At 67.9% G+C, this 21,985-nt stretch carries 17 protein-coding genes; 5 read left to right on the top strand and 12 right to left on the bottom strand.

The features are described from left to right. The first annotated feature begins 91 nt into the window (after window positions 1–91). Together AVKW3434_RS03210 and phbB are read left to right on the top strand one after the other, a co-directional pair. Window positions 92–1,273: an acetyl-CoA C-acetyltransferase gene (locus tag AVKW3434_RS03210; RefSeq protein ID WP_284404333.1), complete on the top strand. Its 1,182-nt coding sequence runs from the start codon at window positions 92–94 to the stop codon at window positions 1,271–1,273. A 218-nt stretch (window positions 1,274–1,491) separates the two neighbouring features. Beyond that, window positions 1,492–2,229 carry an acetoacetyl-CoA reductase gene (gene phbB / locus AVKW3434_RS03205; protein WP_284404332.1) on the top strand — a complete coding sequence of 246 codons (738 nt, stop codon included), beginning with the start codon at window positions 1,492–1,494 and terminating at the stop codon, window positions 2,227–2,229. A 412-nt stretch (window positions 2,230–2,641) separates the two neighbouring features. Here the strand turns inward: phbB and AVKW3434_RS03200 are convergent, their stop codons facing one another. The 6 genes from AVKW3434_RS03200 to dapC form a co-directional block, all read right to left on the bottom strand. Continuing rightward, entirely contained in the window at window positions 2,642–4,690 is a 2,049-nt protein-coding gene (locus AVKW3434_RS03200) for an ABC-F family ATP-binding cassette domain-containing protein (RefSeq protein ID WP_284404330.1), read from the bottom strand. Window positions 4,691–4,834: 144 nt separating this feature from the next. Then, on the bottom strand, window positions 4,835–5,776 hold the full coding sequence (prmB, locus tag AVKW3434_RS03195) for a 50S ribosomal protein L3 N(5)-glutamine methyltransferase (protein ID WP_284404327.1): 942 nt from the start codon (window positions 5,774–5,776) through the stop codon (window positions 4,835–4,837). Next, a complete protein-coding gene (gene dapE / locus AVKW3434_RS03190; RefSeq protein WP_284404325.1) occupies window positions 5,773–6,948 on the bottom strand; it encodes a succinyl-diaminopimelate desuccinylase in 1,176 nt (391 codons plus the stop codon). Before dapE ends, prmB begins: the two co-directional genes overlap by 4 nt. 40 nt (window positions 6,949–6,988) lie before the next feature. Then, window positions 6,989–8,149 carry a PilT/PilU family type 4a pilus ATPase gene (locus AVKW3434_RS03185; RefSeq protein WP_092745801.1) on the bottom strand — a complete coding sequence of 387 codons (1,161 nt, stop codon included), beginning with the start codon at window positions 8,147–8,149 and terminating at the stop codon, window positions 6,989–6,991. Between the two features lie 83 nt (window positions 8,150–8,232). After that, window positions 8,233–9,057, bottom strand: a complete 825-nt coding sequence (gene dapD / locus AVKW3434_RS03180; protein WP_272569511.1) for a 2,3,4,5-tetrahydropyridine-2,6-dicarboxylate N-succinyltransferase — start codon at window positions 9,055–9,057, stop codon at window positions 8,233–8,235. Between the two features lie 8 nt (window positions 9,058–9,065). Then, window positions 9,066–10,268: a succinyldiaminopimelate transaminase gene (dapC, locus tag AVKW3434_RS03175; RefSeq protein ID WP_284404323.1), complete on the bottom strand. Its 1,203-nt coding sequence runs from the start codon at window positions 10,266–10,268 to the stop codon at window positions 9,066–9,068. Window positions 10,269–10,480: 212 nt separating this feature from the next. On the opposite strand from dapC, the gene AVKW3434_RS03170 reads away from it, so the two are divergent. Next, window positions 10,481–11,977: a methyl-accepting chemotaxis protein gene (locus AVKW3434_RS03170; RefSeq protein WP_284404321.1), complete on the top strand. Its 1,497-nt coding sequence runs from the start codon at window positions 10,481–10,483 to the stop codon at window positions 11,975–11,977. Window positions 11,978–12,041: 64 nt separating this feature from the next. Here AVKW3434_RS03170 and rsxB read toward each other — a convergent pair whose 3' ends face one another. From rsxB to AVKW3434_RS03145, 5 genes are all read right to left on the bottom strand, one after another. Further along, window positions 12,042–12,716, bottom strand: a complete 675-nt coding sequence (rsxB, locus tag AVKW3434_RS03165; RefSeq protein WP_284404319.1) for an electron transport complex subunit RsxB — start codon at window positions 12,714–12,716, stop codon at window positions 12,042–12,044. After that, window positions 12,713–14,140, bottom strand: a complete 1,428-nt coding sequence (locus AVKW3434_RS03160) for a polyhydroxyalkanoate depolymerase (RefSeq protein ID WP_284404317.1) — start codon at window positions 14,138–14,140, stop codon at window positions 12,713–12,715. The genes rsxB and AVKW3434_RS03160 overlap by 4 nt, the downstream gene beginning before the upstream one ends. Before the next feature lie 214 nt (window positions 14,141–14,354). Then, window positions 14,355–15,425, bottom strand: coding sequence for a GTP pyrophosphokinase (locus tag AVKW3434_RS03155; protein WP_284404315.1), 1,071 nt, complete (start codon window positions 15,423–15,425; stop codon window positions 14,355–14,357). Between the two features lie 126 nt (window positions 15,426–15,551). Continuing rightward, window positions 15,552–16,547: a tRNA dihydrouridine(20/20a) synthase DusA gene (gene dusA / locus AVKW3434_RS03150; RefSeq protein WP_284404608.1), complete on the bottom strand. Its 996-nt coding sequence runs from the start codon at window positions 16,545–16,547 to the stop codon at window positions 15,552–15,554. A 210-nt stretch (window positions 16,548–16,757) separates the two neighbouring features. After that, window positions 16,758–17,210 (bottom strand): Lrp/AsnC family transcriptional regulator, encoded by a 453-nt coding sequence (locus AVKW3434_RS03145; protein ID WP_284404313.1) that lies wholly within the window; start codon window positions 17,208–17,210, stop codon window positions 16,758–16,760. A 162-nt stretch (window positions 17,211–17,372) separates the two neighbouring features. Between AVKW3434_RS03145 and AVKW3434_RS03140 the strand changes: the two genes are divergently transcribed. Both AVKW3434_RS03140 and xopAP read left to right on the top strand, forming a co-directional pair. Next, window positions 17,373–18,494 (top strand): saccharopine dehydrogenase family protein, encoded by a 1,122-nt coding sequence (locus AVKW3434_RS03140; RefSeq protein WP_284404311.1) that lies wholly within the window; start codon window positions 17,373–17,375, stop codon window positions 18,492–18,494. Between the two features lie 417 nt (window positions 18,495–18,911). Then, window positions 18,912–19,856 carry a XopAP family type III secretion system effector gene (xopAP, locus tag AVKW3434_RS03135; RefSeq protein ID WP_284404309.1) on the top strand — a complete coding sequence of 315 codons (945 nt, stop codon included), beginning with the start codon at window positions 18,912–18,914 and terminating at the stop codon, window positions 19,854–19,856. 41 nt (window positions 19,857–19,897) lie between these two features. Here the strand turns inward: xopAP and AVKW3434_RS03130 are convergent, their stop codons facing one another. After that, window positions 19,898–21,976 carry a sensor domain-containing diguanylate cyclase gene (locus AVKW3434_RS03130; RefSeq protein WP_284404306.1) on the bottom strand — a complete coding sequence of 693 codons (2,079 nt, stop codon included), beginning with the start codon at window positions 21,974–21,976 and terminating at the stop codon, window positions 19,898–19,900. Window positions 21,977–21,985 lie beyond the last annotated feature (9 nt).

Below are 21,985 nucleotides of genomic sequence, written 5' to 3'. Positions count from 1 at the left end.
GGGCGGCTGACACAATCGGCCGCACGGGCGTGCCGCGGCCCGCAGGGCTCGCCGATTTCAAGATTCCCGTTTCTGCACAAAAAGGACTGATATGGAAGACATCGTCATCGTTTCCGCCGTTCGCACGGCCGTGGGCAAGTTCGGCGGCGCCCTCGCCAAGACCCCCGCCACCGAACTGGGCGCCATCGTCATCAAGGAGGCCCTGGCCCGCGCCAAGGTGCCGCTGGACCAGGTCGGTGAAGTCATCATGGGCCAGGTGCTGACGGCCGGCGTCGGCCAGAACCCCGCGCGCCAGGCCATGATGAAGGCCGGCGTGGCCAAGGAAACCCCCGCCCTCACCATCAACGCCGTCTGCGGCTCGGGCCTGAAGGCCGTCATGCTGGCCGCCCAGGCCATCGCCACGGGCGACAGCGAGATCGTGGTGGCCGGCGGCCAGGAGAACATGAGCCTGTCGCCCCACGTGCTCAATGGCTCGCGCGAAGGCCAGCGCATGGGCGACTGGAAGATGACCGACACCATGATCGTCGACGGCCTGTGGGACGTGTACAACCAGTACCACATGGGCATCACCGCCGAGAACGTGGCCAAGGAACATGGCATCACCCGCGAGCAGCAGGACGCGCTGGCCCTGGGCAGCCAGCAGAAGGCCGCCGCGGCACAGGACGCCGGCAAGTTCGCCGATGAGATCGTGGCCGTCAGCCTGGCGCAGAAGAAGGGCGACCCCGTGCTCTTCAACGCCGATGAATATCTCAACCGCAAGACCAATGCGGAAGCCCTGTCGGGCCTGCGACCGGCCTTCGACAAGGCCGGCTCCGTCACCGCGGGCAATGCGTCGGGCCTGAACGACGGCGCCGCCGCCGTGGTCGTGATGAGCGCCAAGAAGGCCGCTGAACTGGGCCTGGAGCCCCTGGCACGCATCGTGTCCTACGGCACCAGCGGCCTGGATCCCGCCACGATGGGCATGGGCCCGGTGTCGGCGACCCGCAAGGCGCTGAAGCGCGCCGGCTGGACCGCGGACGACGTGGACCTGTTCGAGCTGAACGAGGCCTTCGCCGCCCAGGCCTGCGCGGTGAACCAGGCTTTGGGCCTGGATGCCGCCAAGGTGAACGTGAACGGCGGCGCCATCGCCATCGGCCACCCCATCGGAGCGTCCGGCTGCCGCGTGCTCGTCACACTGCTGCACGAGATGAAGCGCCGCGGCGCCAAGAAGGGCGTGGCCGCCCTGTGCATCGGCGGCGGCATGGGCGTGTCGCTGGCGGTCGAGCGGGCCTGAGCGGCGCGCGGTGCTTCGACCACCGCGCTGCTGCATCAAGCCAAAAGCCGCACTTCGGTGCGGCTTTTTTTTGCCTGCGGCGTGGCTGCTGCGGTTCTGATAGCACGCGGGGCCCGCATGGCTTTGTCAAAATTTGTGTGGCTCGGTGTTTTCCTCAGCGGCCGGGCGTGGAATCTTGGTTAGAGTGCTCGCGTGAATCGTTGATAAGGAGAACTCACATGAACCAGAAAGTAGCGTATGTCACAGGGGGCATGGGTGGCATCGGAACGGCCATCTGCCAGCGTTTGCACAAGGATGGTTTCAAGGTCATCGCGGGCTGCGGGCCCACGCGCGACCACGCCAAATGGCTGGCCGAGCAAAAGGCGCTGGGCTACACCTTCTATGCCTCGGTGGGCAATGTCGGCGACTGGGATTCCACCGTGGAGGCCTTCACGGCCACCAAAGCCGATCACGGCACCATCGACGTGCTGGTGAACAACGCGGGCATCACGCGCGACCGCATGTTCCTCAAGATGTCGCGCGAAGACTGGGATGCGGTCATCGAAACCAACCTCAACAGCATGTTCAACGTGACCAAACAGGTCGTGGGCGACATGGTGGAAAAGGGCTGGGGCCGCATCATCAACATCAGCAGCGTGAACGGCGAGAAGGGCCAGGCCGGCCAGACCAACTATTCCGCCGCCAAGGCCGGCATGCACGGCTTTTCGATGGCGCTGGCGCAGGAACTGGCGACCAAGGGCGTGACGGTGAACACCGTGAGCCCGGGCTACATCGGCACCGACATGGTGAAAGCCATCCGTCCCGACGTGCTGGAAAAGATCGTGGCCACGGTTCCGGTCAAACGCCTGGGCGAACCGAGCGAGATCGCATCGATCATCGCCTGGCTGGCCTCGGAAGAGGGCGGCTACGCCACGGGGGCCGATTTCTCGGTCAACGGCGGCCTGCACATGGGCTGAACGGCGGATGCCGCTTTTCGCGGCACCCGTCAAGGCAACAAAAACCCCGCCGAGGCGGGGTTTTTTCAATTTGGGGGGGAGGAAATGGGGAGAAGGGTAGGAGGCGCTGGCGGAGGCTGTGGGGTGTCGAAGTGACCTGAGCCTTCTGGGCCGAAGCGCCAGCCCTCAGAGGCGGGCCGGTGCGCGCTTGCGGTCGCGTTCGTCTTCGGGCCAGGCGGACATGATAGCGGTGGTAGTCATACGGTTATCTCCTGTGATGGATGAACAACGCCCCGCCCGGAAGGCCCGTTGACAGAAGAATGCAAAAAAACGCAACCAGTTGGCGGCGATTTTTTTGCTCCTAAAAACGTAGCTAATCAATGAGGCCCCCTTTGCCACCAAACCTGAATTCAGTGGCAATGGTTACATGGTTTTACGCTTCGCCGGCTTGAGATTCGAGGGTTTCCACCTCGGATGAAATTTCCAGCCAGCGCTCTTCGAGCTGGTCGGTTTCGTCGGCACAGGCTTTCAGCCTACGCCCGTTTTCCGCGAGTTCGGCCGGCGGCAGGGGCTGGGTCAGGCGTTCCTCGATCTCGGCTTTCTCGGCGGTAAGCGCGGCCAAGCGTTGGTTGACCTTCTCCAGCTCGCGCTTCAAGGGCCGGGTTTTCTCGGCCAGCTGCTGCCGGGCCTGGGCCCCCAGCTTGCGTTGCTCCCGCGCATCGCGCGCCACGGGCGCAGCGGCCACTGGCGCGGGCGTCACCGAAGGCGCAGGGGCAACGGGGGCCGACACCGGCGCGGCAGTCACCACCGCTGGCGCCAAGGGTGCCGACGAAGCCGCGGACTCGGCCGCCTTGGCCTGCTCGCGCAGGCGTTTGGATTCCTCCAGCAGGTAGCGCTGGTAATCGTCCAGATCGCCGTCGAACTGGCCGACCACGCCGCGTCCCACCAGCCAGAATTCATCGCACACCGCCCGCAGCAATGCCCGGTCATGGCTGACCAGCATCACGGTGCCTTCGAACTCGTTGAGCGCCATGGACAGCGCCTCGCGGGTGGCCAGGTCCAGGTGGTTGGTAGGCTCGTCCAGCAGCAGCAGGTTGGGGCGCTGCCAGACGATCATCGCCAGCACCAGGCGGGCCTTTTCGCCACCGCTCATCGTGCCGACCGATTGCTTGACCATGTCGCCGGAGAAATTGAAGCTGCCCAGGTAGCTGCGCAGGTCCTGCTCGCGGCTGGGCTCGCGGGCGTTGGGGCCCAGTTCCTTGGCCAGGCGGATCATGTGCTCGAGCGGATTGTCGGAAGGCCGCAGCACGTCCAGTTCCTGCTGCGCGAAGTAGCCGATCGACAAGCCCTTGCCCTCGGTGACCGAGCCGGCCAGCGGCTTCATCTCGCGCGCGATGGTCTTGACCAGCGTGGACTTGCCCTGGCCGTTGGCGCCCAGGATGCCGATGCGCTGGCCTGCCAGCACGGAGCGGCTCACGTGCCGCAGGATGGTCGTCGGCTCGCCTTCCTCGGGCGTGTACCCGAACGACGCGTCGCTGATCGCCAGCATGGGGTTGGGCAGGTTGACCGGCTCCTTGAATTCAAAAGTGAACTCCGCCTCGGCCAGCAGGGGCGCGATCTTTTCCATGCGCTCCAGCGCCTTGACGCGGCTTTGTGCCTGCTTGGCCTTGCTGGCCTTGGCCTTGAAGCGGTCGATGAACTTCTGCAGGTGGGCGATCTTGTCCTGCTGCTTGGCGAACGAGGCCTGCTGCAGCTCGATCTGCTGGGCACGCAGTTCCTCGAAGCGGCTGTAGTTGCCGCCGTAGCGGTTCAGTTGGGCGTTCTCGATCTGCAACGTGACGTTGGTGATGGCATCGAGGAATTCGCGGTCATGGCTGATGACGATCAGCGTGCCGGCATAGCGCTTGAGCCACGCTTCCAGCCACACCAGAGCGTCCAGGTCCAAGTGGTTGGTGGGTTCATCGAGCAGCAGCAGGTCGCTGGGGCTCATCAGCGCCCGCGCCAACTGCAGGCGCATGCGCCAGCCGCCGGAGAAGCTGTTCACGGGGTGTTCCAGTTCGGACACGCGGAACCCCAGGCCCAGGATCAGCGCCTGGGCGCGCGGCACGGCGTCATGGTCGCCCGCATCGGCCAGGTCGGAATAGGCATGCGCGATGGCCATGCCGTCCTCGTCCTGCTCGGCCTGGACCAAGGCCTGGCGCAGTTCGGCCAGTCGCGTGTCGCCGTTGAGCACGAATTCGGTGGCCGATTCCGAGGTCTCCGGCATGTTCTGCGCGACCTGGGCCATGCGCCACTGCGGTGGAATGAAGAAGTCGCCGCCATCCTCGTGCAGCGTGCGGTTGAGCAGTGCGAACAGGCTGGATTTGCCCGCGCCGTTGCGCCCGACCAGGCCCACGTTCTCCCCGGGGTTGATGGTGACGGAGACGCGGTCGAGCAGGACCTTGGCGCTGCGGCGCAAGGTGACGTTTTTGAGTGTGATCATCGATAAGAACCAGCAAGGGCGTTCAAAAAACGCCCGAAGAAAAAACGGGGGGCTGGATGGCAAGCACCAGCCCGGCGCGCGCTGCAAACGGCAGCCCGCGCGAAGGGAGCAGGGCGCCTGTGCGCCCCGGTCGGCAGTGCGAAATCAGGTCGGGTGTGCCACCAGTGCCTCGCGGGTGATCAGCAGCACCTGGTCCTCGCCAGCGCTCGTGTCGAGCCAGAACACGGGCAGGTCCGGAAAGGCGGCTTCGAAATGGCTGCGCTCGTTGCCGATCTCCAGCACCAGCACGCCGTCTTCGCTCATGCAGCCGGGCGCCTGCGCCAGCAGGCGGCGCACGAAGTCCATGCCATCCGGGCCACCGGCCAGGGCCAGCGCGGGCTCGGCAAGGTACTCCTGGGGCAGCGCCGCCATGCTCTTTGCATTCACGTAGGGGGGATTGCAGAGGATCAGGTCCCACGGGCCCGGCACAGCGTCCAGCCCGTCGGACTGTTGCAAGGCCACGCGCTCTTGCAGGCCGTGCTTGTCCACATTGATGCGGGCCACGGCCAGCGCGTCAGGCGAGATGTCGGCCCCGGTGACCTGCACGTCCGGATAGACCATGGCCGCCAGGATGGCCAGGCTGCCGTTGCCGGTGCACAGGTCCAGCACGGCCCGCGTCTGCTCGCCCAAAAATCCGTCGATGCCGCCGTCCGGTGGCGGATTCACCAGCAGTTCGGCGATGAAGCTGCGCGGCACGATGGCCCGCTCGTCCACGTAGAACGGAACGCCCTGCAGCCACGCTTCGCTCGTCAGGTAGGCCGCGGGTTTGCGGGTGGCGATGCGCTCTTCGAACAGCGCGGCCACGCGGGCTTGATCGGCCGCAGCCACGGGGCGGGCGGAAACGGGCTCCAGGCCATCGTCCAGCGGCTCGTCCAGGGCAATGCCCAGGCGCCACAGCACCAGCCACACAGCCTCGTCGCGTGCATTGGCGGTACCGTGACCGAAGGCCACGCCCGAGGCCTCCAGCCGCGCGGTGCCCGACGCGATCAGGGCGCCGACCGTGTCGCCATGCACCTGGGCCCCGGTGGTTTGCGCCGCTTCGCTCATGCGCCCGCCTGTGCGTTCAGATGCTCGAGCGTGCGGCGGTAGATGTTCTTCAGCGGCTCGATGTCGGCCACGACCACGTGCTCGTCGATCTTGTGGATGGTGGCGTTGGGTGGGCCCAGTTCGATCACCTGCGGGCAGATCTGCGCGATGAAGCGCCCGTCGCTGGTGCCGCCGGTGGTGGACAGCTCGGTGTCCAGGCCCGTTTCATCCAGGACCGCCTGCTGCACGGCCCGCACCAGTTCGCCGGGCTCCGTGAGAAAGGGCTGCCCGCCCAAGGTCCAGGACAGGCCGTATTCGAGGCCGTGGCGGTCCAGCAGCGCATGCACGCGCTGCTTCAGGCCCTCGGCCGTCGATTCGGTGGAAAAGCGGAAGTTGAAGTCGATCACCACCGCACCCGGAATGACATTGGTCGCGCCCGTGCCGCCGTGCATGTTGCTGATCTGCCAGCTGGTGGGCGGAAAGAAGGCGTTGCCCTCATCCCAGCGGATGGCGGCCAGTTCGGCGAGCGCCGGCAGGGCCTGGTGGATGGGGTTGCGCGCCAGTTGCGGGTAGGCGATGTGGCCCTGCACGCCCCGCACGGTGAGCCGCCCACTGAGGGTGCCGCGGCGGCCGTTCTTGATCATGTCGCCGGTCTTCTCGACCGAAGTGGGTTCACCCACGATGCAGTAATGCAGCGCCTCGCCCCGCTCGCGGAGCCGATCGACCACCACCTTGGTGCCGTCCACCGAGGGGCCTTCTTCGTCGCTGGTGAGCAGGAACGCGATCTGCAGGCCCGGCTCGGGCGTGGCTCCCAGGAACTCTTCCACGGCGACGACGAAGGCGGCGATCGAGGTCTTCATGTCGCTCGCGCCGCGCCCATAGAGCTTGCCGCCGCGGTGCATGGGCGTGAAGGGATCGCTGCCCCATTGCTCGACGGGGCCGGTCGGCACCACATCGGTGTGGCCAGCGAATACTACGGTTTTGATAGCGCCATGCCCTAGTGCTGATTGCGCTGCGGGCCGTTTTGCCCACAGGTTGCTGACGCGGAAATCGTCCGGCCCGCTGTCCATGCGTTCGCAATCGAAGCCGAGCGGCCGAAGGCGGTCGGCCAGCAGCTCCAGGCAGCCCGCGTCGTTCGGGGTGATGGAGGGGCGGGCAATGAGCTGTTCGGCCAGGTGCAGGGTTCGGGACATCGTGTGGGCAGGCGGTTCGGGCGAAGGAGGGCGGGGCAGGTCAGGACGGCTTGACGTCCAGCACGATCTCGGTGAAGGACGGCTGGTCTTCCTCTTCCCGCGCGGCCTCGCTCTGGGCTTTGGCGTTCTTGGAGGCCAGGGAGAAATCGTTTTGCAGCCGCCACATCAGGTTGGTGGGCGAGTCGGCATAGGCCATGCCTTCCTTGCGATCGATGCGGCCTTCGAGGATGAGCTGGGCCAGCGCCTCCTCGAACGTCTGAGATCCTTCGGCCATGGACTTTTCCATGGCTTCGCGCACGCCCGAGAAGTCGCCCTTCTCGATCAGGTCGCCCACCAGCTTGGTGTTGAGCATGACCTCGACGGCGGGCACGCGCTCGCCGGCCGGGGTGCGAACCAGGCGCTGCGACACGATGGCCTTGAGCGCCGAGCCCAGGTCGCCCAGCATGGTGGGACGCACCTCGACGGGGTAGAAGCTCAAAATCCGGTTGAGCGCGTGGTAGCTGTTGTTGCCGTGCAGGGTGGCCAGGCACAGGTGCCCCGACTGCGCATAGGCGATGGCGGCGGACATGGTCTCGCGGTCGCGGATTTCGCCGATCAGGATCACGTCGGGCGCCTGGCGCAGGGCGTTTTTCAGGGCGGTCTGCAGCGACTGCGTGTCGGCGCCGATCTCGCGCTGGTTCACGATCGACTTCTTGTTGCGGAACTGGTATTCCACCGGGTCTTCCACGGTCAGGATGTGGCCGGTGAGTTGCTCGTTGCGGCTGTCGATCATCGAGGCGAGCGTGGTGCTCTTGCCCGAGCCCGTGGCGCCGACGACCAGCAGCAGCCCGCGCTTTTCCAGGATGAGGTCGCTCAGCACCGGCGGCAGGTTCAGCGAGGCGAGCGGCGGAATGTGCTGCGCGATGAAGCGGATCACCACCGCGTAGCTGCCGCGCTGGCGCATGGCGCTCACGCGAAAGCGCCCGACGCCGGTGAGCGGCACGCCCATGTTGAGTTCGCCGGTTTCCTCCAGCTCCTCGATGCGGTCGGGCGGGACGATCTCGGCCAGCAGGTTCTTCGGCGCGTCGGCCGGAAGCACCTGGCTGTTGATCGGCACGCACTCGCCGTTGATCTTGATCAGCGCCGGCGCGTTGGCCGACAGGTACACGTCCGACGCCCGCTTTTCGGCCATCAGTCGAAGAATCCGTTCCATCGTGCTCATGGGGATTGCTCTTTCGTTCGTCGGGGTGCGGGTCGCGGGTGGACGGGCGGATCGGATCCGGGGCGGTGCGGCGTGCGGTGCGATCAGTCGCGCAGCAGGTCGTTCAGGCTGGTGGTGGAGCGGGTCTTGGCATCCACCTTCTTGACGATGATGGCGGCGTACATGCTGTAGCGGCCATTGTCCTTGGGCAGGTTGCCGCTCACCACGACCGAGCCGGCCGGCACGCGGCCGAAGCTGGTCTCGCCGGTGGCGCGGTCGTAGATGGGGGTGCTCTGGCCGATGTACACGCCCATCGAGATGACGGAGTTCTCTTCCACGATCACGCCTTCGACGATTTCCGAGCGCGCGCCGATGAAGCAGTTGTCCTCGATGATGGTCGGGTTGGCCTGCAGCGGCTCCAGCACGCCGCCCAGCCCCACGCCACCGGACAGGTGGACGTTCTTGCCCACCTGGGCACAGCTGCCCACGGTGGCCCAGGTATCGACCATGGTGCCTTCGTCCACATAGGCGCCGATGTTCACGTAGCTGGGCATCAGGATGGCGCCCTTGGCGATGTAGCTGCCGCGGCGCGCCACGGCGGGGGGCACCACGCGCACGCCGGTGGCGGCCATTTCCTGGGCCGACAGGTGGCCGAACTTCGTGGGCACCTTGTCGTAGAAGCCCAGCTCGCCGGCCTTCATGATTTCGTTGTCCTTGAGGCGGAACGACAGCAGCACGGCCTTCTTGATCCACTGGTGCACCGTCCACTGGCCCACGCCTTCGCGCGTGGCCACGCGCAGCTTGCCGTTGTTCAGCTCGGCGATCACGTGTTCCACGGCATCCTGCACCTCCTTGGGGGCCGCGGCGGGCGAAAGGCTGGCGCGGTTGTCCCAGGCGTTGTCGATGAGGGTCTGAAGTTGTTGGGTCATGGGTCGGTTCAGGGATGGGATTGGATGAATTGCACGATGCGCTGGGCTGCCTCCACGCATTCTTCGGCTTCGGCCACCAGGGCCATGCGGATGCGTTGCGCGCCGGGGTTGACGCCGCCGGCCTCGCGGGCGAGGTAGCTGCCGGGCAGCACCGTCACATTGTATTGAGCGAGCAGTTCGCGGGCGAACTGCGCATCGGTCAGGCCCAGGGCGTCGGGCACGCGGGCCCAGAGGTAGAAGCCCGCGTCGGGCAGCGCCACGTCCATCACGCGGGCCAGCAGCGGCGTGACTTCTTCGAACTTGCGGCGGTACAGAGCGCGGTTCTCGTCCACGTGCTGCTCGTCGTTCCAGGCCGCGATGCTCGCGCCCTGCACGGCCGGGCCCATGGCGCTGCCATGGTAGGTGCGGTAGAGCAGGAAGGCCTGGATCAGCCGGGCATCGCCCGCCACAAAGCCGCTGCGCAGGCCGGGCACGTTGCTGCGCTTGGACAGGCTGGTGAAGGCGACCAGGTTGCGGAAGTCGGCGCGGCCGAGCTGGGCCGCGGCCTCCAGCCCGCCCAGCGGCGGCTCGCCCTGGAAGTAGATCTCGCTGTAGCACTCGTCCGAAGCGATGACGAAGCCGTGGCGGTCGCTCAGCTCGAAGAGCTTTTGCCATTCGGCCAGCGGCATGACCGCGCCCGTGGGGTTGCCGGGGGAACACACGAAGAGCAGCTGCGTGTTCTGCCAGACGCTCTCGGGCACGCTGTCCCAGTCCACGGCGAAGTTGCGGGCCGGGTCGCTGGGCGCGTAGTAGGGCGTGGCGCCCGACAGCAGCGCCGCGCCTTCGTAGATTTGATAGAAGGGATTGGGGCAAACCACCGTTGCGCCCGCGCGCGTTGGGTCGATGATGGTCTGCGCGAAGGCGAACAGCGCTTCGCGCGATCCGTTGATGGGCAGCACCTGGGTGGCGGCGTCCACCGCCAGGCCGTAGCGCCGCTGCATCCAGTCGGCGCAGGCCTGGCGAAGGCGCGGCTCGCCGGCCGTGGCGGGGTAGCTGGCCAGGCCCGACAGGCTTTGGGTGAGCGCTTCCTTGATGAAGGCGGGCGTGGGGTGGCGGGGTTCCCCCATGCCGAGGCTGATGGCGCGGTGCGACGCCGGGGGCGTGACCCCCGCGAAGAGCTGTCGCAGCCGCTCGAATGGGTAGGGCTGCAGGTGGGAGAGCAGGGGATTCATGGGCCGCCATTATGGTGGATGGAGCGCGGTCTTCCGCCGGGCACGCGCCCACCCGCAATGGCCCCGGGAAGGGGGTGGCGAAGCGGTGGAGACGGGCCGGCGCGCGCCGTGTTCGCCGCTGGGGGCACGGTTTCGGGTTCGGCGCGCGTCAATCGCGCGTAAGTCGCAGCCTTTAGCATTCGCGCACTAAAAGCGCTTGGGGAGACATCGGAATGGGTTCATTTTCGCCAATGGGGCCGGGCGTGCGGCTGATGCGCCGCTTGGCGCTGCCCGCCAAGATGGCGCTGCTGTCGGGCACCGCGTTGGCATCAATGCTGGCCTTGGCGCTGGCCACGCAGGGCCGCTGGTGGTGGTTCGCTGCCGGAAGCGGTCTGGTCGCCTATCTTGCGGCGGCGATGCACCGCGGCATGGCGGACGACCTCGCGGTGCTGGCCCATGCCATGGACAGCGCAGCGCGCGGCGACCTGGGAGCGCGGCCGCGCATCGCGGGGCAGGACGAAATGGCGCGACTGGGTGGCCTGCTGGAGCGCATGGTGCTCATGCTGTCGTCGATGGTGGCCGACATCCGCAGCAATGCCGCGCTGGTCGCCCATGCCGGCGAAAGCCTGGCCGCGGACAACCGGGCGCTGGCCGAGCGCACCGAGCAGCAGGCCGCCAATCTGGAGCAGACCGCCGCGAGCGTCGAACAACTGTCCTCCACAGTGCAGCAGAACGCCGAAACCGCCCGCTCGGCGGACCAGCAGGCGGCCCAGGTACGCACCTCGGCCGATGCGGGCGCGCAGGCCATGGGCCGGGCGGTGCAGTCGGTCGAGGCCATCCAGCAGGGGGCGAGCCGCATGGCCGAGATCACGGCGGTGATCGACGGCATCGCCTTCCAGACCAACATCCTGGCGCTGAACGCGGCGGTGGAGGCGGCCCGCGCGGGTGAGCAGGGCCGGGGATTCGCCGTGGTGGCGTCGGAAGTGCGCTCGCTGGCCGGGCGATCGGGCGCGGCGGCACGCGAGATCCGCGACCTCATCGGCGACTCGGTGCGCCAGGTGGAGACCAGCGCGCAGCTGATCCGGGCGGCGGGCTCGGGCATCGCCGAGATGGCGGGCGGCGTGCGCAGCGTGGCCGCCAACGTGAGCGAGATCTCGGCCTCCAGCGCCGAGCAGAGCACCGGCCTCAGCGAAATCAGCGCCGCCGTGCAGCAGCTCGACCAGATCACCCAGCGCAACGCCCAGATGGTGGGCCAGGCCGTGCACCAGGCCGAGGCGCTGGAACACCGGGCCTCCACGCTCTCGCGGGCGGTGATGTCGTTCCGCCTGCAGCAGGGCACGGCCGACGAGGCCAAGGCGCTGGTGGAGCGGGCTGCGGCCCTGGCGCGCACGGCGCCGCAGGCCAGCCTGCTGCGCACGCTGACGGACCCGGCCCAGCCTTTCCACGACCGGGACATGTATGTGTTCGCGCTGCGTCCGGACGGCACCTACCTGGCCTTCGGTGGCAATCCGGCCAAGGTCGGGTCCCGCGTGCAGGACATTCCCGGCATCGAAGGCGCGGCGCTGATGGCGTCCATCGCGGGCCAGGCCGAGCAGGGGCCGGGGTGGGTGGAGTACAACATCACCAACCCGGCCACCGGCCGGGTGCAGACCAAGATGTCGTTCGTGTGCAAGGCCGGGGAGATCTACCTGGGCTGCGGCGTCTACAAGTCGCTCATCGCTGCGGCCTGATCCTGGTCGGGCGCTTCCACCCGCAGGAGAAAAGGGCGGCGTGCCAGCGTTGCCGGCGCTCGCGTCAGCCGGCGGAACGCTTGGCGCGGGCCCGCGCCATGGCGGCGGCGATGGCGGCCTGCTTGGCATCTCCGGGCGGCGCCGAGGATGAGGCCGCCCCTGCGTCGGCTGAGGCCGTAGCGGGTTCCGGGGTCGGCAGCGAGGCGGGGGCCGCCTGTGCGTCACGGGCCAGCCGCTGGGTGCGGGCCGCGTAGCGGTCCCGGGCGTGCCCGGCCTGTGCCGCGGACCAGGCGGTCCACCCGGTCGCGCTGCCGCTGGCGTTCTCCAGCACGATGCAATCGACCGGACACACGGGAATGCACAGTTCGCAGCCCGTGCAATGGTCCTCGATCACCGTGTGCATCTGCTTGTTGGCCCCCAGGATCGCGTCCGTGGGGCAGGCCTTGAGGCACAGCGTGCAGCCTATGCACCAGGCCTCGTCGATGAATGCCACGGCGCGCGGCCCTTCGATTCCGTGATCGGGCGAGAGCGGCTGCGCCGGCCGTTGCGTGAGGGCGGCCAGGCGTTCCACGCCCTCGGCGCCACCGGGCGGGCATTGGTTGATGCCGGCCTCTGCCGTGGCGACCGCCAGGGCATAGGCCGCGCAATCGGGGTAGCCGCAGCGGGTGCACTGCGTCTGCGGCAGCACCGCATCGATGCGCGCCGCAAGCGCGCGGACGGCGTCCGCGGCGGGGGTCAAGCCTTGCGGGGCGCGCGCTTGGCGCGCGGCGCGCTGGCGGCGGCCGTGGCCGCTGCCTTCAGCCCGGCCGTGTCCGCGTGCACGGCCGCCGCAGCGCCGGTGCGGCGGCGCGGTGCGTCGTCGCTGGGCAGGGGCGTGATGCCGGTGTCGGCCACGTGGGCGGGCTCATGGGCCAGGATGAAGTCGCGCACCTGGGTGTACACCAGCTCACGCCAGCGGCGGCCGCTGAAGATGCCGTAGTGGCCCGCACCCTTCACTTCATAGTGGCTGCGGTTCTTCTGGGCGATGCCGGTGCACAGGCTGTGCGCGGCCTCGGTCTGGCCGGAGCCGGAGATGTCGTCCAGCTCGCCTTCGACGGTGAGCAGGGCGGTGGTGTGGATGTCCTGCGGGCGCACGCGCTCGGGCTGGCCTTCAGGGGCGCGCACATCCCAGGTGCCGTGCACGAGGCTGTAGTCCTGGAAGACGGTCTTGATGGTCTCCAGGTAGTAGTCCGCATCCATGTCCAGCACGGCGTTGTATTCGTCGTAGAACTTGCGGTGGGCCTCGGCGCTGGCGTCGTCGCCCTTGATGAGGTCCTTGAAGTAGTCGTAGTGGCTGGTGGCGTGGCGGTCGGGGTTCATTGCCACGAAGCCCGTGTGCTGCAGGAAACCGGGGTACACGCGCCGGCCCGCGCCGGGGAAGCTGTCAGGCACGCGGTAGATCACGTTGTTCTCGAACCACTCGTAACTGCGGTTCGTGGCCAGGTTGTTCACCGCGGTGGGGGATTTGCGCGCGTCGATGGGGCCGCCCATCATGGTCATGGACAACGGCGTGGTCTCGCCGCGGCTGGCCATGAGCGACACGGCGGCCAGCACCGGCACCGTGGGCTGGCACACGCTGACCACGTGGCAGTTGCCGTAGCGCGACCGCAGGTGGCGGATGAACTCCTGCACGTAGTTCACATAGTCGTCCAGATGGAAGGCGCCGTCGGCCAGCGGCACGAGGCGGGCATTCTTCCAGTCGGTGATGTAGACCTTGTGGCCCTGCAGCATGGTGCGCACGGTGTCGCGCAGCAGCGTGGCGTAGTGGCCCGACAACGGCGCCACGATCAGCACGGCGGGCTGCTGCTTGATGTGGGTGAGGGTGGCGGGGTCGTCCGAGAAGCGCTTGAAGCGGCGCAGCTCGCAAAAGGGCTTGTCGATCTCCACCCGTTCGTGGATGGCGACATCGGTGCCCTCCACGCTGACGGTGTGAATGCCGAACACCGGCTTCTCGTAATCCTTGCCCAGGCGGTACAGCAGGTCGTAGCCCGCGGACATGCGCTGGGCGAAGACCGTCTGGCTGAAGGGCGACACGGGGTTGCTGTAGAGCTTGGATGCGGTCTGGGCAAAGTCCGCGAACGGCTCCATGAGCGAACGCTGGGTTTCGTAGATGTTGTAAAGCATTTGGCGCGAAACTCCGGATATGTTGCAGTGCAATATAGCAGTACAACGCAACCCCTGTATGGCGTGAAAGTACTGACAACGAGTCACCTATGCGACAAATGGAAACAATTGTCGAGTGACGAAAGGCTGTTTGTTTGCTATTAAAAATATAGCAATATGCCTTAGTGATGATTGCGCTGAGGGCTGCTTTAGTGGTCGGTGCCGGAACGCGTCGTCAGGCGTGTTCTTTCAGCCACGCCTCGAAGGCCTCGCGCGAACTGTTGCGCAAGGCCCGGCGGAACGTGGTGCGGTCGCCCAGGTAGAGGCAGTGGCGGATGACCGTGTAGGCATTGAAGCTGCCCTGAGGGTTGTGGTCTTCGAAGTGCTGCTTGTAGCGTTTGACGGTGCCGATGGTGGCGCGCATCAGGGTGTTGAACCGCGCCCGGGTGATGGTGGGCGACCATGCGCGGATGTCGTCCACGAACAAGTCCACCTTGTGCGGCTCGAAGTCCTGGTCCTTGAAGAAGTGGTTCGCGATCTTGAGGAACGTGAACGCATTGAGCTCGCTGCCCGGCGCCTGCGCTTTCTCGGCGGGGGCCGACTCCAGGTCGGTGCCCTCGTCGGGCTCGGCGGTTTCGTCGGGTGCCTGCCGCAGTTCGGCCTCGGTTGCGTCGCGGATCTGCAGGAACTCGCGGTCGGCCAGCTCGAACAGGGCCGACAGCACGTTGATGCGCCGCTTGAGCTGCCCGGGGATCGATTTCTTGTACTTGATCTTGTGGTCCAGCACGCTCCAGGAGTCCTGGATGATCGTGCGCACCTGCAACTCGAACGGCTGGTGGGCATAGGCCGCGTGTTCGGCCAGGGCTGCCTGGGTCGGCGTCAGGCGCAGGTCCAAGTGCAGGCCCTTGTAGCCGAAGGAGTCCTCGGTGCTCTCCACCGCCGTCACCTTGTCGGTCACGTCGATCACGTCGAAGTGCGATCGGACGGCCTGAGCCACCTTTTCCAGTTCGTCCTCGTACAGGCACACCACCCGCACGCCGATCAGATCGGTGATGTAGGGGCGGATCTCGTAGGGGGTGTTGCTTTCCTCCAGCGCCGCGCGGTATTTGCGCGAGAACTTGTTCACGCATTCGCGGCGGTCCTTCACGCGCCCCTCGACCTTGGTGATGTCCAGGTGGGGCGTGCGCGAGAGGATGGCCTGCAGCAGCGCCATGTAGGAGGCGCAGGCGTACTGCAGCGCAGGCAGTTCCTGGGCATAGGCGGCTTCGAAGCCTTTTTCTTCCCGGGAGAAATCGAGCGAGGGCATGGGCAAAAAGAAACGGTGCTTGAGGGCGATGGCCTCCAGGGCGGGCCACCGTCCGAGCCGCCATCGTAGTCCAACTGCATTGCCCGGGCACGCTGCCCGGAACGCCGCCGGCCGTGCCGGCCGGATTTACCGCGTGGCTGCCAGTTCGGCCGAGGCGTCCAGGGCGGCCGGGGTGTCCGAAGGCGCGCCGCGCAGCGGCGCCTGCGCCAGGGCCATCACCTCGTGCGCGGGCAGGCCCTTCAGCCGGTGGTCGCTCCACACCTGCCGCCAGCGTCGCGCGCCGGGCAGGCCGTGGCGCAGCCCCAGCATGTGGCGGGCGACCGAATACCAGTGGGTGCCGTGCAGCGCCGCCTCGCGCGCCATGTAGTCCACCATGGCGGCCTCGACCCCCTCGCGTGTGAGGATGTTGTCAGCGGCGCCGAAATAGAGCGCGTCCCAGCGCGCGAGCCACCAGGGGTTGTGGTACGCCTCGCGCCCCACCATGGCGCCATCGACCCGGCCCAGCGCATCGGCCACGGCCTCGTCGGTGGCCAGGCCGCCGTTCAAGGCGATGGTGAGGTGCGGAAAATCCGCTTTCAGGCGCTGCACCACGTCGTAGCGCAGCGGCGGGATCTCGCGGTTTTCCTTGGGCGACAGGCCCTTGAGCCAGGCATTGCGCGCATGGACGATGAACACGTTGCAGCCCGCATCCGCCACGGTGCCGATGAAGTCGCGCACGAAGCCGTAGTCCTCGCTCTGGTCGATGCCGATGCGGTGCTTGACCGTGACCGGCACATCCACCACATCGACCATGGCCTTCACGCCGTCGGCCACCAGTTGCGGCTCGTTCATCAGGCAGGCGCCGAAAGCGCCGCGCTGCACACGCTCGCTGGGGCAGCCGCAGTTGAGGTTGATCTCGCCGTAACCCCACTGCGCACCCAGCCGCGCGGCCTGGGCCAGATCGGCCGGCTCGCTGCCGCCCAGTTGCAGGGCCACCGGATGCTCTTCGGCATTGAAGCGCAGGTGCCGCTCCACGTCGCCATGGATCAGCGCGCCGGTCGTCACCATCTCGGTGTAGAGCAGTGCATGGCGGCTCAGCAGGCGGTGCAGGTAGCGGCAGTGGCGGTCAGTCCAGTCCATCATGGGCGCGACGGACAGGCGCCAGGGACTGTGGGGTGCGTTGGACATGGGCACGGGCAGAAAAAAGCGGCAGGCGGAGGGGAGACAGGGCAGGGGGAAGGGCAGGGCGCATTATCCCATCGGGCCCGGGAAGACGGATTCGAAGGGAAATGTGCCCATGCCGGCGGATTGATTGCCTGTGTTGCTATGTAATCAGGAGCAATCGCAGCGCCTTCAGTCGCCAACACCCCGCCGGTCGATCTTGCGGCTGAGCACGATGCTGGTCTGCGTCTGGTGCACGCCCTCCAGCTGGCCGATGCGGTCGAGCAACGCATCGAGCTGTTCATGGCTGGTGCAGCGCAGAAACACGAGGTAGTCGAACGCACCGCTCACGGCCGAGACCTCTTCCACCTCGGGCAGCGCACCGAGCATGCGCAGCACCGCCGGCGAGGCCTTGGGCAGCACGCTCAGGCTGCACCAGGCGCGCACGGCCTGCGCCTGCAGCGGCGCCCCCAGCCGCACGCCGTAGCCAGCCACGATGCCTTCGCGCTCCAGCCGTGCGATGCGCGCGACGACGGTGGTGCGCGCCAGGCCCAGGCGGCGGGCGAGCAGCGCGGTGCTTTCGCGCGCGTTGGCTTGCAGCAGGCTGAGCAGGCGACGATCGGTGTCGTCCATTTCGGTGGCCATGGCGGGTCCTTTGGAGCAGGGAGTGCGAATGCGTCAGGCATTTTCGCCGGTTCGGCGAATATTTTGAGCAAATGCGACGTTTTGCACGCTACACATCGACAGCATCGGCGCCTAGCATGGGTGCATCCATCCCTTCGTCACAACCCCCTTGAGGAGACCGCCATGCCTTCCACCCCATCGACCCATCGCATCGCCATCCTGGGCGCGGGCCACATCGGTTTTGCCATGGCCGTGCTGCTGCAGGAGGTGGGCGAATACCGGATCACCGTGGCCGACCGGGATCCCGAGGCGCTGGCCCGGGCGGCGGCGCTGGGCGTCGGCACCGTGCTGCTGCAGGACGACGGCGCCCTGGAGGCGGCTATCGCCGGGCAGTTCGCCGTATTGAATGCGTTGCCGTTCCACCGCGCCGTGCCGGTGGCCACGCTGTGCGCCCGCCACGGGGTGCATTATTTCGACCTGACCGAAGACGTGCGCAGCACGCAGGCGATCCGCGCCCTGGCGCAGGACGCCCGCAGCGTGCTGATGCCGCAGTGCGGACTGGCACCGGGCTTCATCGGCGTGGTGGGCAACGATCTGGCGCAGCGCTTCGACACGCTGCACGACCTGCGCATGCGCGTGGGCGCGTTGCCGCGCTACCCGCTGGGCGCGCTGCGCTACAACCTGACGTGGAGCACCGAAGGCCTCATCAACGAATACTGCAACCCCTGCGAAGCCATCGTGGACGGCCAGCCCACCACCGTGGCGGCGCTGGACGGGCTGGAGACCTTCGCGCTCGACGGGGTGGAGTACGAGGCCTTCAACACCTCGGGCGGGCTGGGCACCCTGCCCGAAACGTGGGCCGGCCGGGCCCGCCGCATGGACTACCAGTCGATCCGCTATCCGGGGCACTGCGCCATCCTGAAGCTGCTGCTGAACGACCTGCGCCTGCGCGACCGGCGTGACCTGCTCAAGGACATTTTCGAGGCCGCCATTCCGGCCACCGAGCAGGACGTGATCGTGGTCTTCGCCAGTGCATCGGGCCTGCGCGGCGGGCGGCTGGTGCAGGACGCGTACTCGGCACGCATCGTCGGCGCCACGGTGGGCGGGCACGCGCTGAATGCCATCCAGCTGACCACGGCCGCCAGCATCTGCGCGGCACTGGACCTGGTGGTGCAGGGGCGGGTGCCGCAGTCCGGGTTCATCCGGCAGGAGCAGATCGCGCTGGGGGATTTCCTGGGCAATCGCTTCGGCCGGGCCTATCGCGATCACGCGCTGGCGCAGGCTGAAGGGGCACCTGCCGCCTGAACCGGAGCGAAGATGGACCGGGGACGGAGAGGGCTGCGCAGTTCGCGGGGCGGCATCTCGGTTCGCCCACGGTCGCTCCGGACCGCGGCGGGCGTAGTGGAATACCGGCCTCGGTTTCCTCCTCCATTCCATGCGCCGGTGCCAGGGTCTGCGCCCATCCCCCGCCCGCGTGCATCACCCGCGCACCTCTGATCTATGACCACGGCATTTTTCCGACAGCCCCTTCCAGCGACGGCACTGCCGCATTCGGCGGGCGCGCCCAGCCGGCCAGGCCATCCGGCCGGTGTCCCGGTGCGCGTCCCGATGCGGCACAGCACGGCAGGGCCGTTGCACGGGTTGGCCGTTCAACGGCCGCCGCGCCTCTCACCGGGCTCCGAGGCGATTCGGGCCCGTCCGGCGGCCCCGGTGGCCGTCGACATGGCTTCGGTCGACATCGCAGAGGCCCTTTGGGCGGTCGATCTGCCGCAGGCCGGCAGTGCCCGTGGCCTGCCGTCCAGGACCACGCAGGCCCTGCAGCGGGCCGTGCTGGAGGGCATGCGGGATTTCGCGGGGCAGGCGTACACCGTGGATTTCGACGAGATCACCGGCCGGGGCGGCATGCGCTTCGCCGCCGATCAGTCCAGCGCGGCCACCAAGTGCTGGGACCACCTGGAGCACCCGCAGGTGCTCGCGGTCGTGCTGGGGTTTGCCGGCACACGCATGGAAGACCGCGACGATCTGATGTGCGACCTCAAGTCGCAGATTCCCCGGCCCCATGCCAATCCCCTGGACCCGGGCCTGCCTGACCTGGGACAGGTGGGCAGCGGTTGGCAGGAGCGGTGGCATGCCGAAGCGCTGGCGCCGCGTGCCAATGGGCTGGATCTGGGCGGCCTGCTGATGCGCTATGCCGGCATGGCGCGGGACAGCGGCAAGGCACTGTCGGTTTCGGTGGTGGGACACAGCCTCGGGGCGGCGGTGGCCACGCTGGCCAGCTTCGACATCGCGCATTTTCTGGACGCCAACGGTGCGCGTGGCAAGGTCAGCACCTACGCCTTCAACCCGCCGCGCCTGGGGATGGAGGCCGTCGCGCAGCGCTACGTCGCCCCGAAGACCGCAGGGGGCATGGCCTTCGCGCTGCGCCAGTTCACCCGGTCGCTGGACCCGATCCAGTCCATGCCGATGCTCATGCACCATCCGGGCTGGGTGGCGTCGGCACAGCCAGGGACCTACTCCGCGGCAGGCAATCCCCGGATCGTCACTTACCAGGACCGATGGGCGGATCGGATCAACCTGTCCGCCAACCACGAGCTGCCCCAGTGGCAGCCCGTGATCGCATCGGCCATGCATCCGGTGGACCTGGAGCACCTCTTCAGCGCGCCGTAGGGGCAGGAGCGGGAGTCGCCACTGCCGCCGGCGCTTGGCACCTAGCGGCCGGATGCGTACAGCGGCGCCTGCACCATGGGCTCGGCGCCCTGGAACCGTCGGCAGTGGTTCTTGCCGTTCTGCTTGGCCTCGTACATGGCGTGGTCGGCCTGGCGCAGCAGCAGGTCTGGGTTGTCGCCGTCCAGCGGGTAGATGCTCAGGCCGATGCTGGCCGAGACGAAGCCCTGGCCGTGCGGCAGCGGCACGGGCTGGTGCACGGCCTGCAGCACCCGTTCCAGCAGGGGGGCGCAGTCGTCGGGGGACTGCAGCCCGCCGATCAGCAGCACCATTTCGTCGCCGCCCAGCCGCGCCAGCGTGTCCTCGGCGCGCAGATGCGACTGGATGCGCCGGCCGACCTCGATGAGCAACTGGTCGCCGGCGGCATGGCCGTGCTGGTCGTTCACGCGCTTGAAGCCGTCGAGATCGAGATAGCACACGGCCAGCAGTTCGCGGTGCCTTTGCGCATGGGCGATCGCCAGCACCAGCCGGTCGGCCAGCAGGCGGCGGTTGGGCAGGCCGGTGAGGCTGTCGTACAGCGCGATGTGTTCCAGCTCCTGCTCGTGCGCCTTGATCTGGGTGATGTCGCTGATGACCACGATGTAGTGGTGCGGGTAGCCTTCGTCGCCCAGCACCGCCGCGATGGACACGCGCTGCGGCACGGCACCCTGCGGACTGCGCCCGAGCAGTTCCCCCTGCCAGTAGCCCTGGGCCTGCACCGCATGCCACACGCCGGGAAAGTCGAGATGCGGGGCGGCGGCGTAGAGCGTCTGCACGTGGCGCCCGAGGACTTCGGTGCGGGACTCGCCCATCATTCGCTCGAATGCGGGATTGGCATCCACGATGAGGCGTTCGGCGTCGAGGATGAGCACCGCCTCGTAGCTGTGCGCGAACACGCTGGCGGCGATGCCCAGCCGCATCTCGGCCTCCTTCACGCCGCGCAGGTCGGTGACGAACCCCACGAACATCGGCCCCCCGGGCGCATCGGCGCGGCCGATGGCCAGCCGCAGCGGGAAGGTGCTGCCGTCGCGGTGCAACCCCAGCACCTCGCGGCCCGTGCCGATGATGCGCGCCTCGCCGGTCTCCAGGTAGCGGCGCAGGTAGCCGTCGTGGGCGGCGCTGTCCGGCTGCGGCATGAGCATGCGGATGTTGCGGCCCAGCACGTCGGCGGGCGGCCAGCCGAAGATGCGCTCGGCCGAGCGGTTGTAGCTCTGCATCGTGCCTTCATGGTCGATGGTGATGATGCCGTCCACCGCCGTGTCCACCAGGGCGCGCAGGCGCGATTCGCTGCGGCGCACCTTGCGGTACATGTCGCGGTAGCGGATCAGGCCGTTGGCCACGCCCGCGAAGATTCCCACCCCGGCCGTCACCAGCGCCACCATCACCGCGAGCGCCTGCGTCCAGGCGTGGCTGTCCGGCATTTCCGGGTCGGCCTGCCCGACGAAGCGGGCGGCCGCCATGGCGGTGTAGTGCATGCCCGAGATCGCCATGCCCATGATGCTGCCCGACAGCAGGGTGGCCTGCCAGTTGGACATGCCGCTGCGCTGGTGCACCGTGAAACGCACCCACAGCGCCAGCACGGCCAGGACGACCGCCACCACGATCGATGCGGCGAACCAGGCCGGGTCATAGCGCAGGTCCGGTGCCATGCGCAGGGCTTCCATGCCGGCGTAGTGCATGGCGCCGATGCCCGCGCCCACGAGCAGTCCGCCCATGGCCAACTGCCGCCCGGTGACTTGCTGACGGACCAGCACGTTCAGCGCCACCCAGGAGGCGGCCAGGCCCGGCAGCATCGACAGGAGGGTGATGCCCACGTCGTAGCGCACCGCCACGCACAGGGTGAAGGCCAGCATGCCGATGAAGTGCATGGCCCAGATGCCCGCCCCCAGCGCGACGGCGGAGGTGGCCAGGGCCATTGTGCGGTGCACCGGTTCGTGGGTCAGCCGGGCTTGCCCCGCCAGGTGCAGGGCAAGGGTCGACGTGGCCACGGCCACCGCCACCGACAGCAGCACCAGCCAGGGATCGTGCTGCGCCACCAGCAGGTCGGCAGGGGACTCTCCCAGCAAGAAAAACCGCTCCAGCATGCAAGCTCC

Origin of the sequence: Acidovorax sp. SUPP3434, assembly GCF_030159015.1 — a bacterium.
In the GTDB taxonomy this organism is placed as follows: Bacteria; Pseudomonadota; Gammaproteobacteria; order Burkholderiales; family Burkholderiaceae_C; genus Paracidovorax.
Note: the sequence above shows the minus strand (reverse complement) of the source record. Positions and strands in the feature narration are given on the sequence as shown.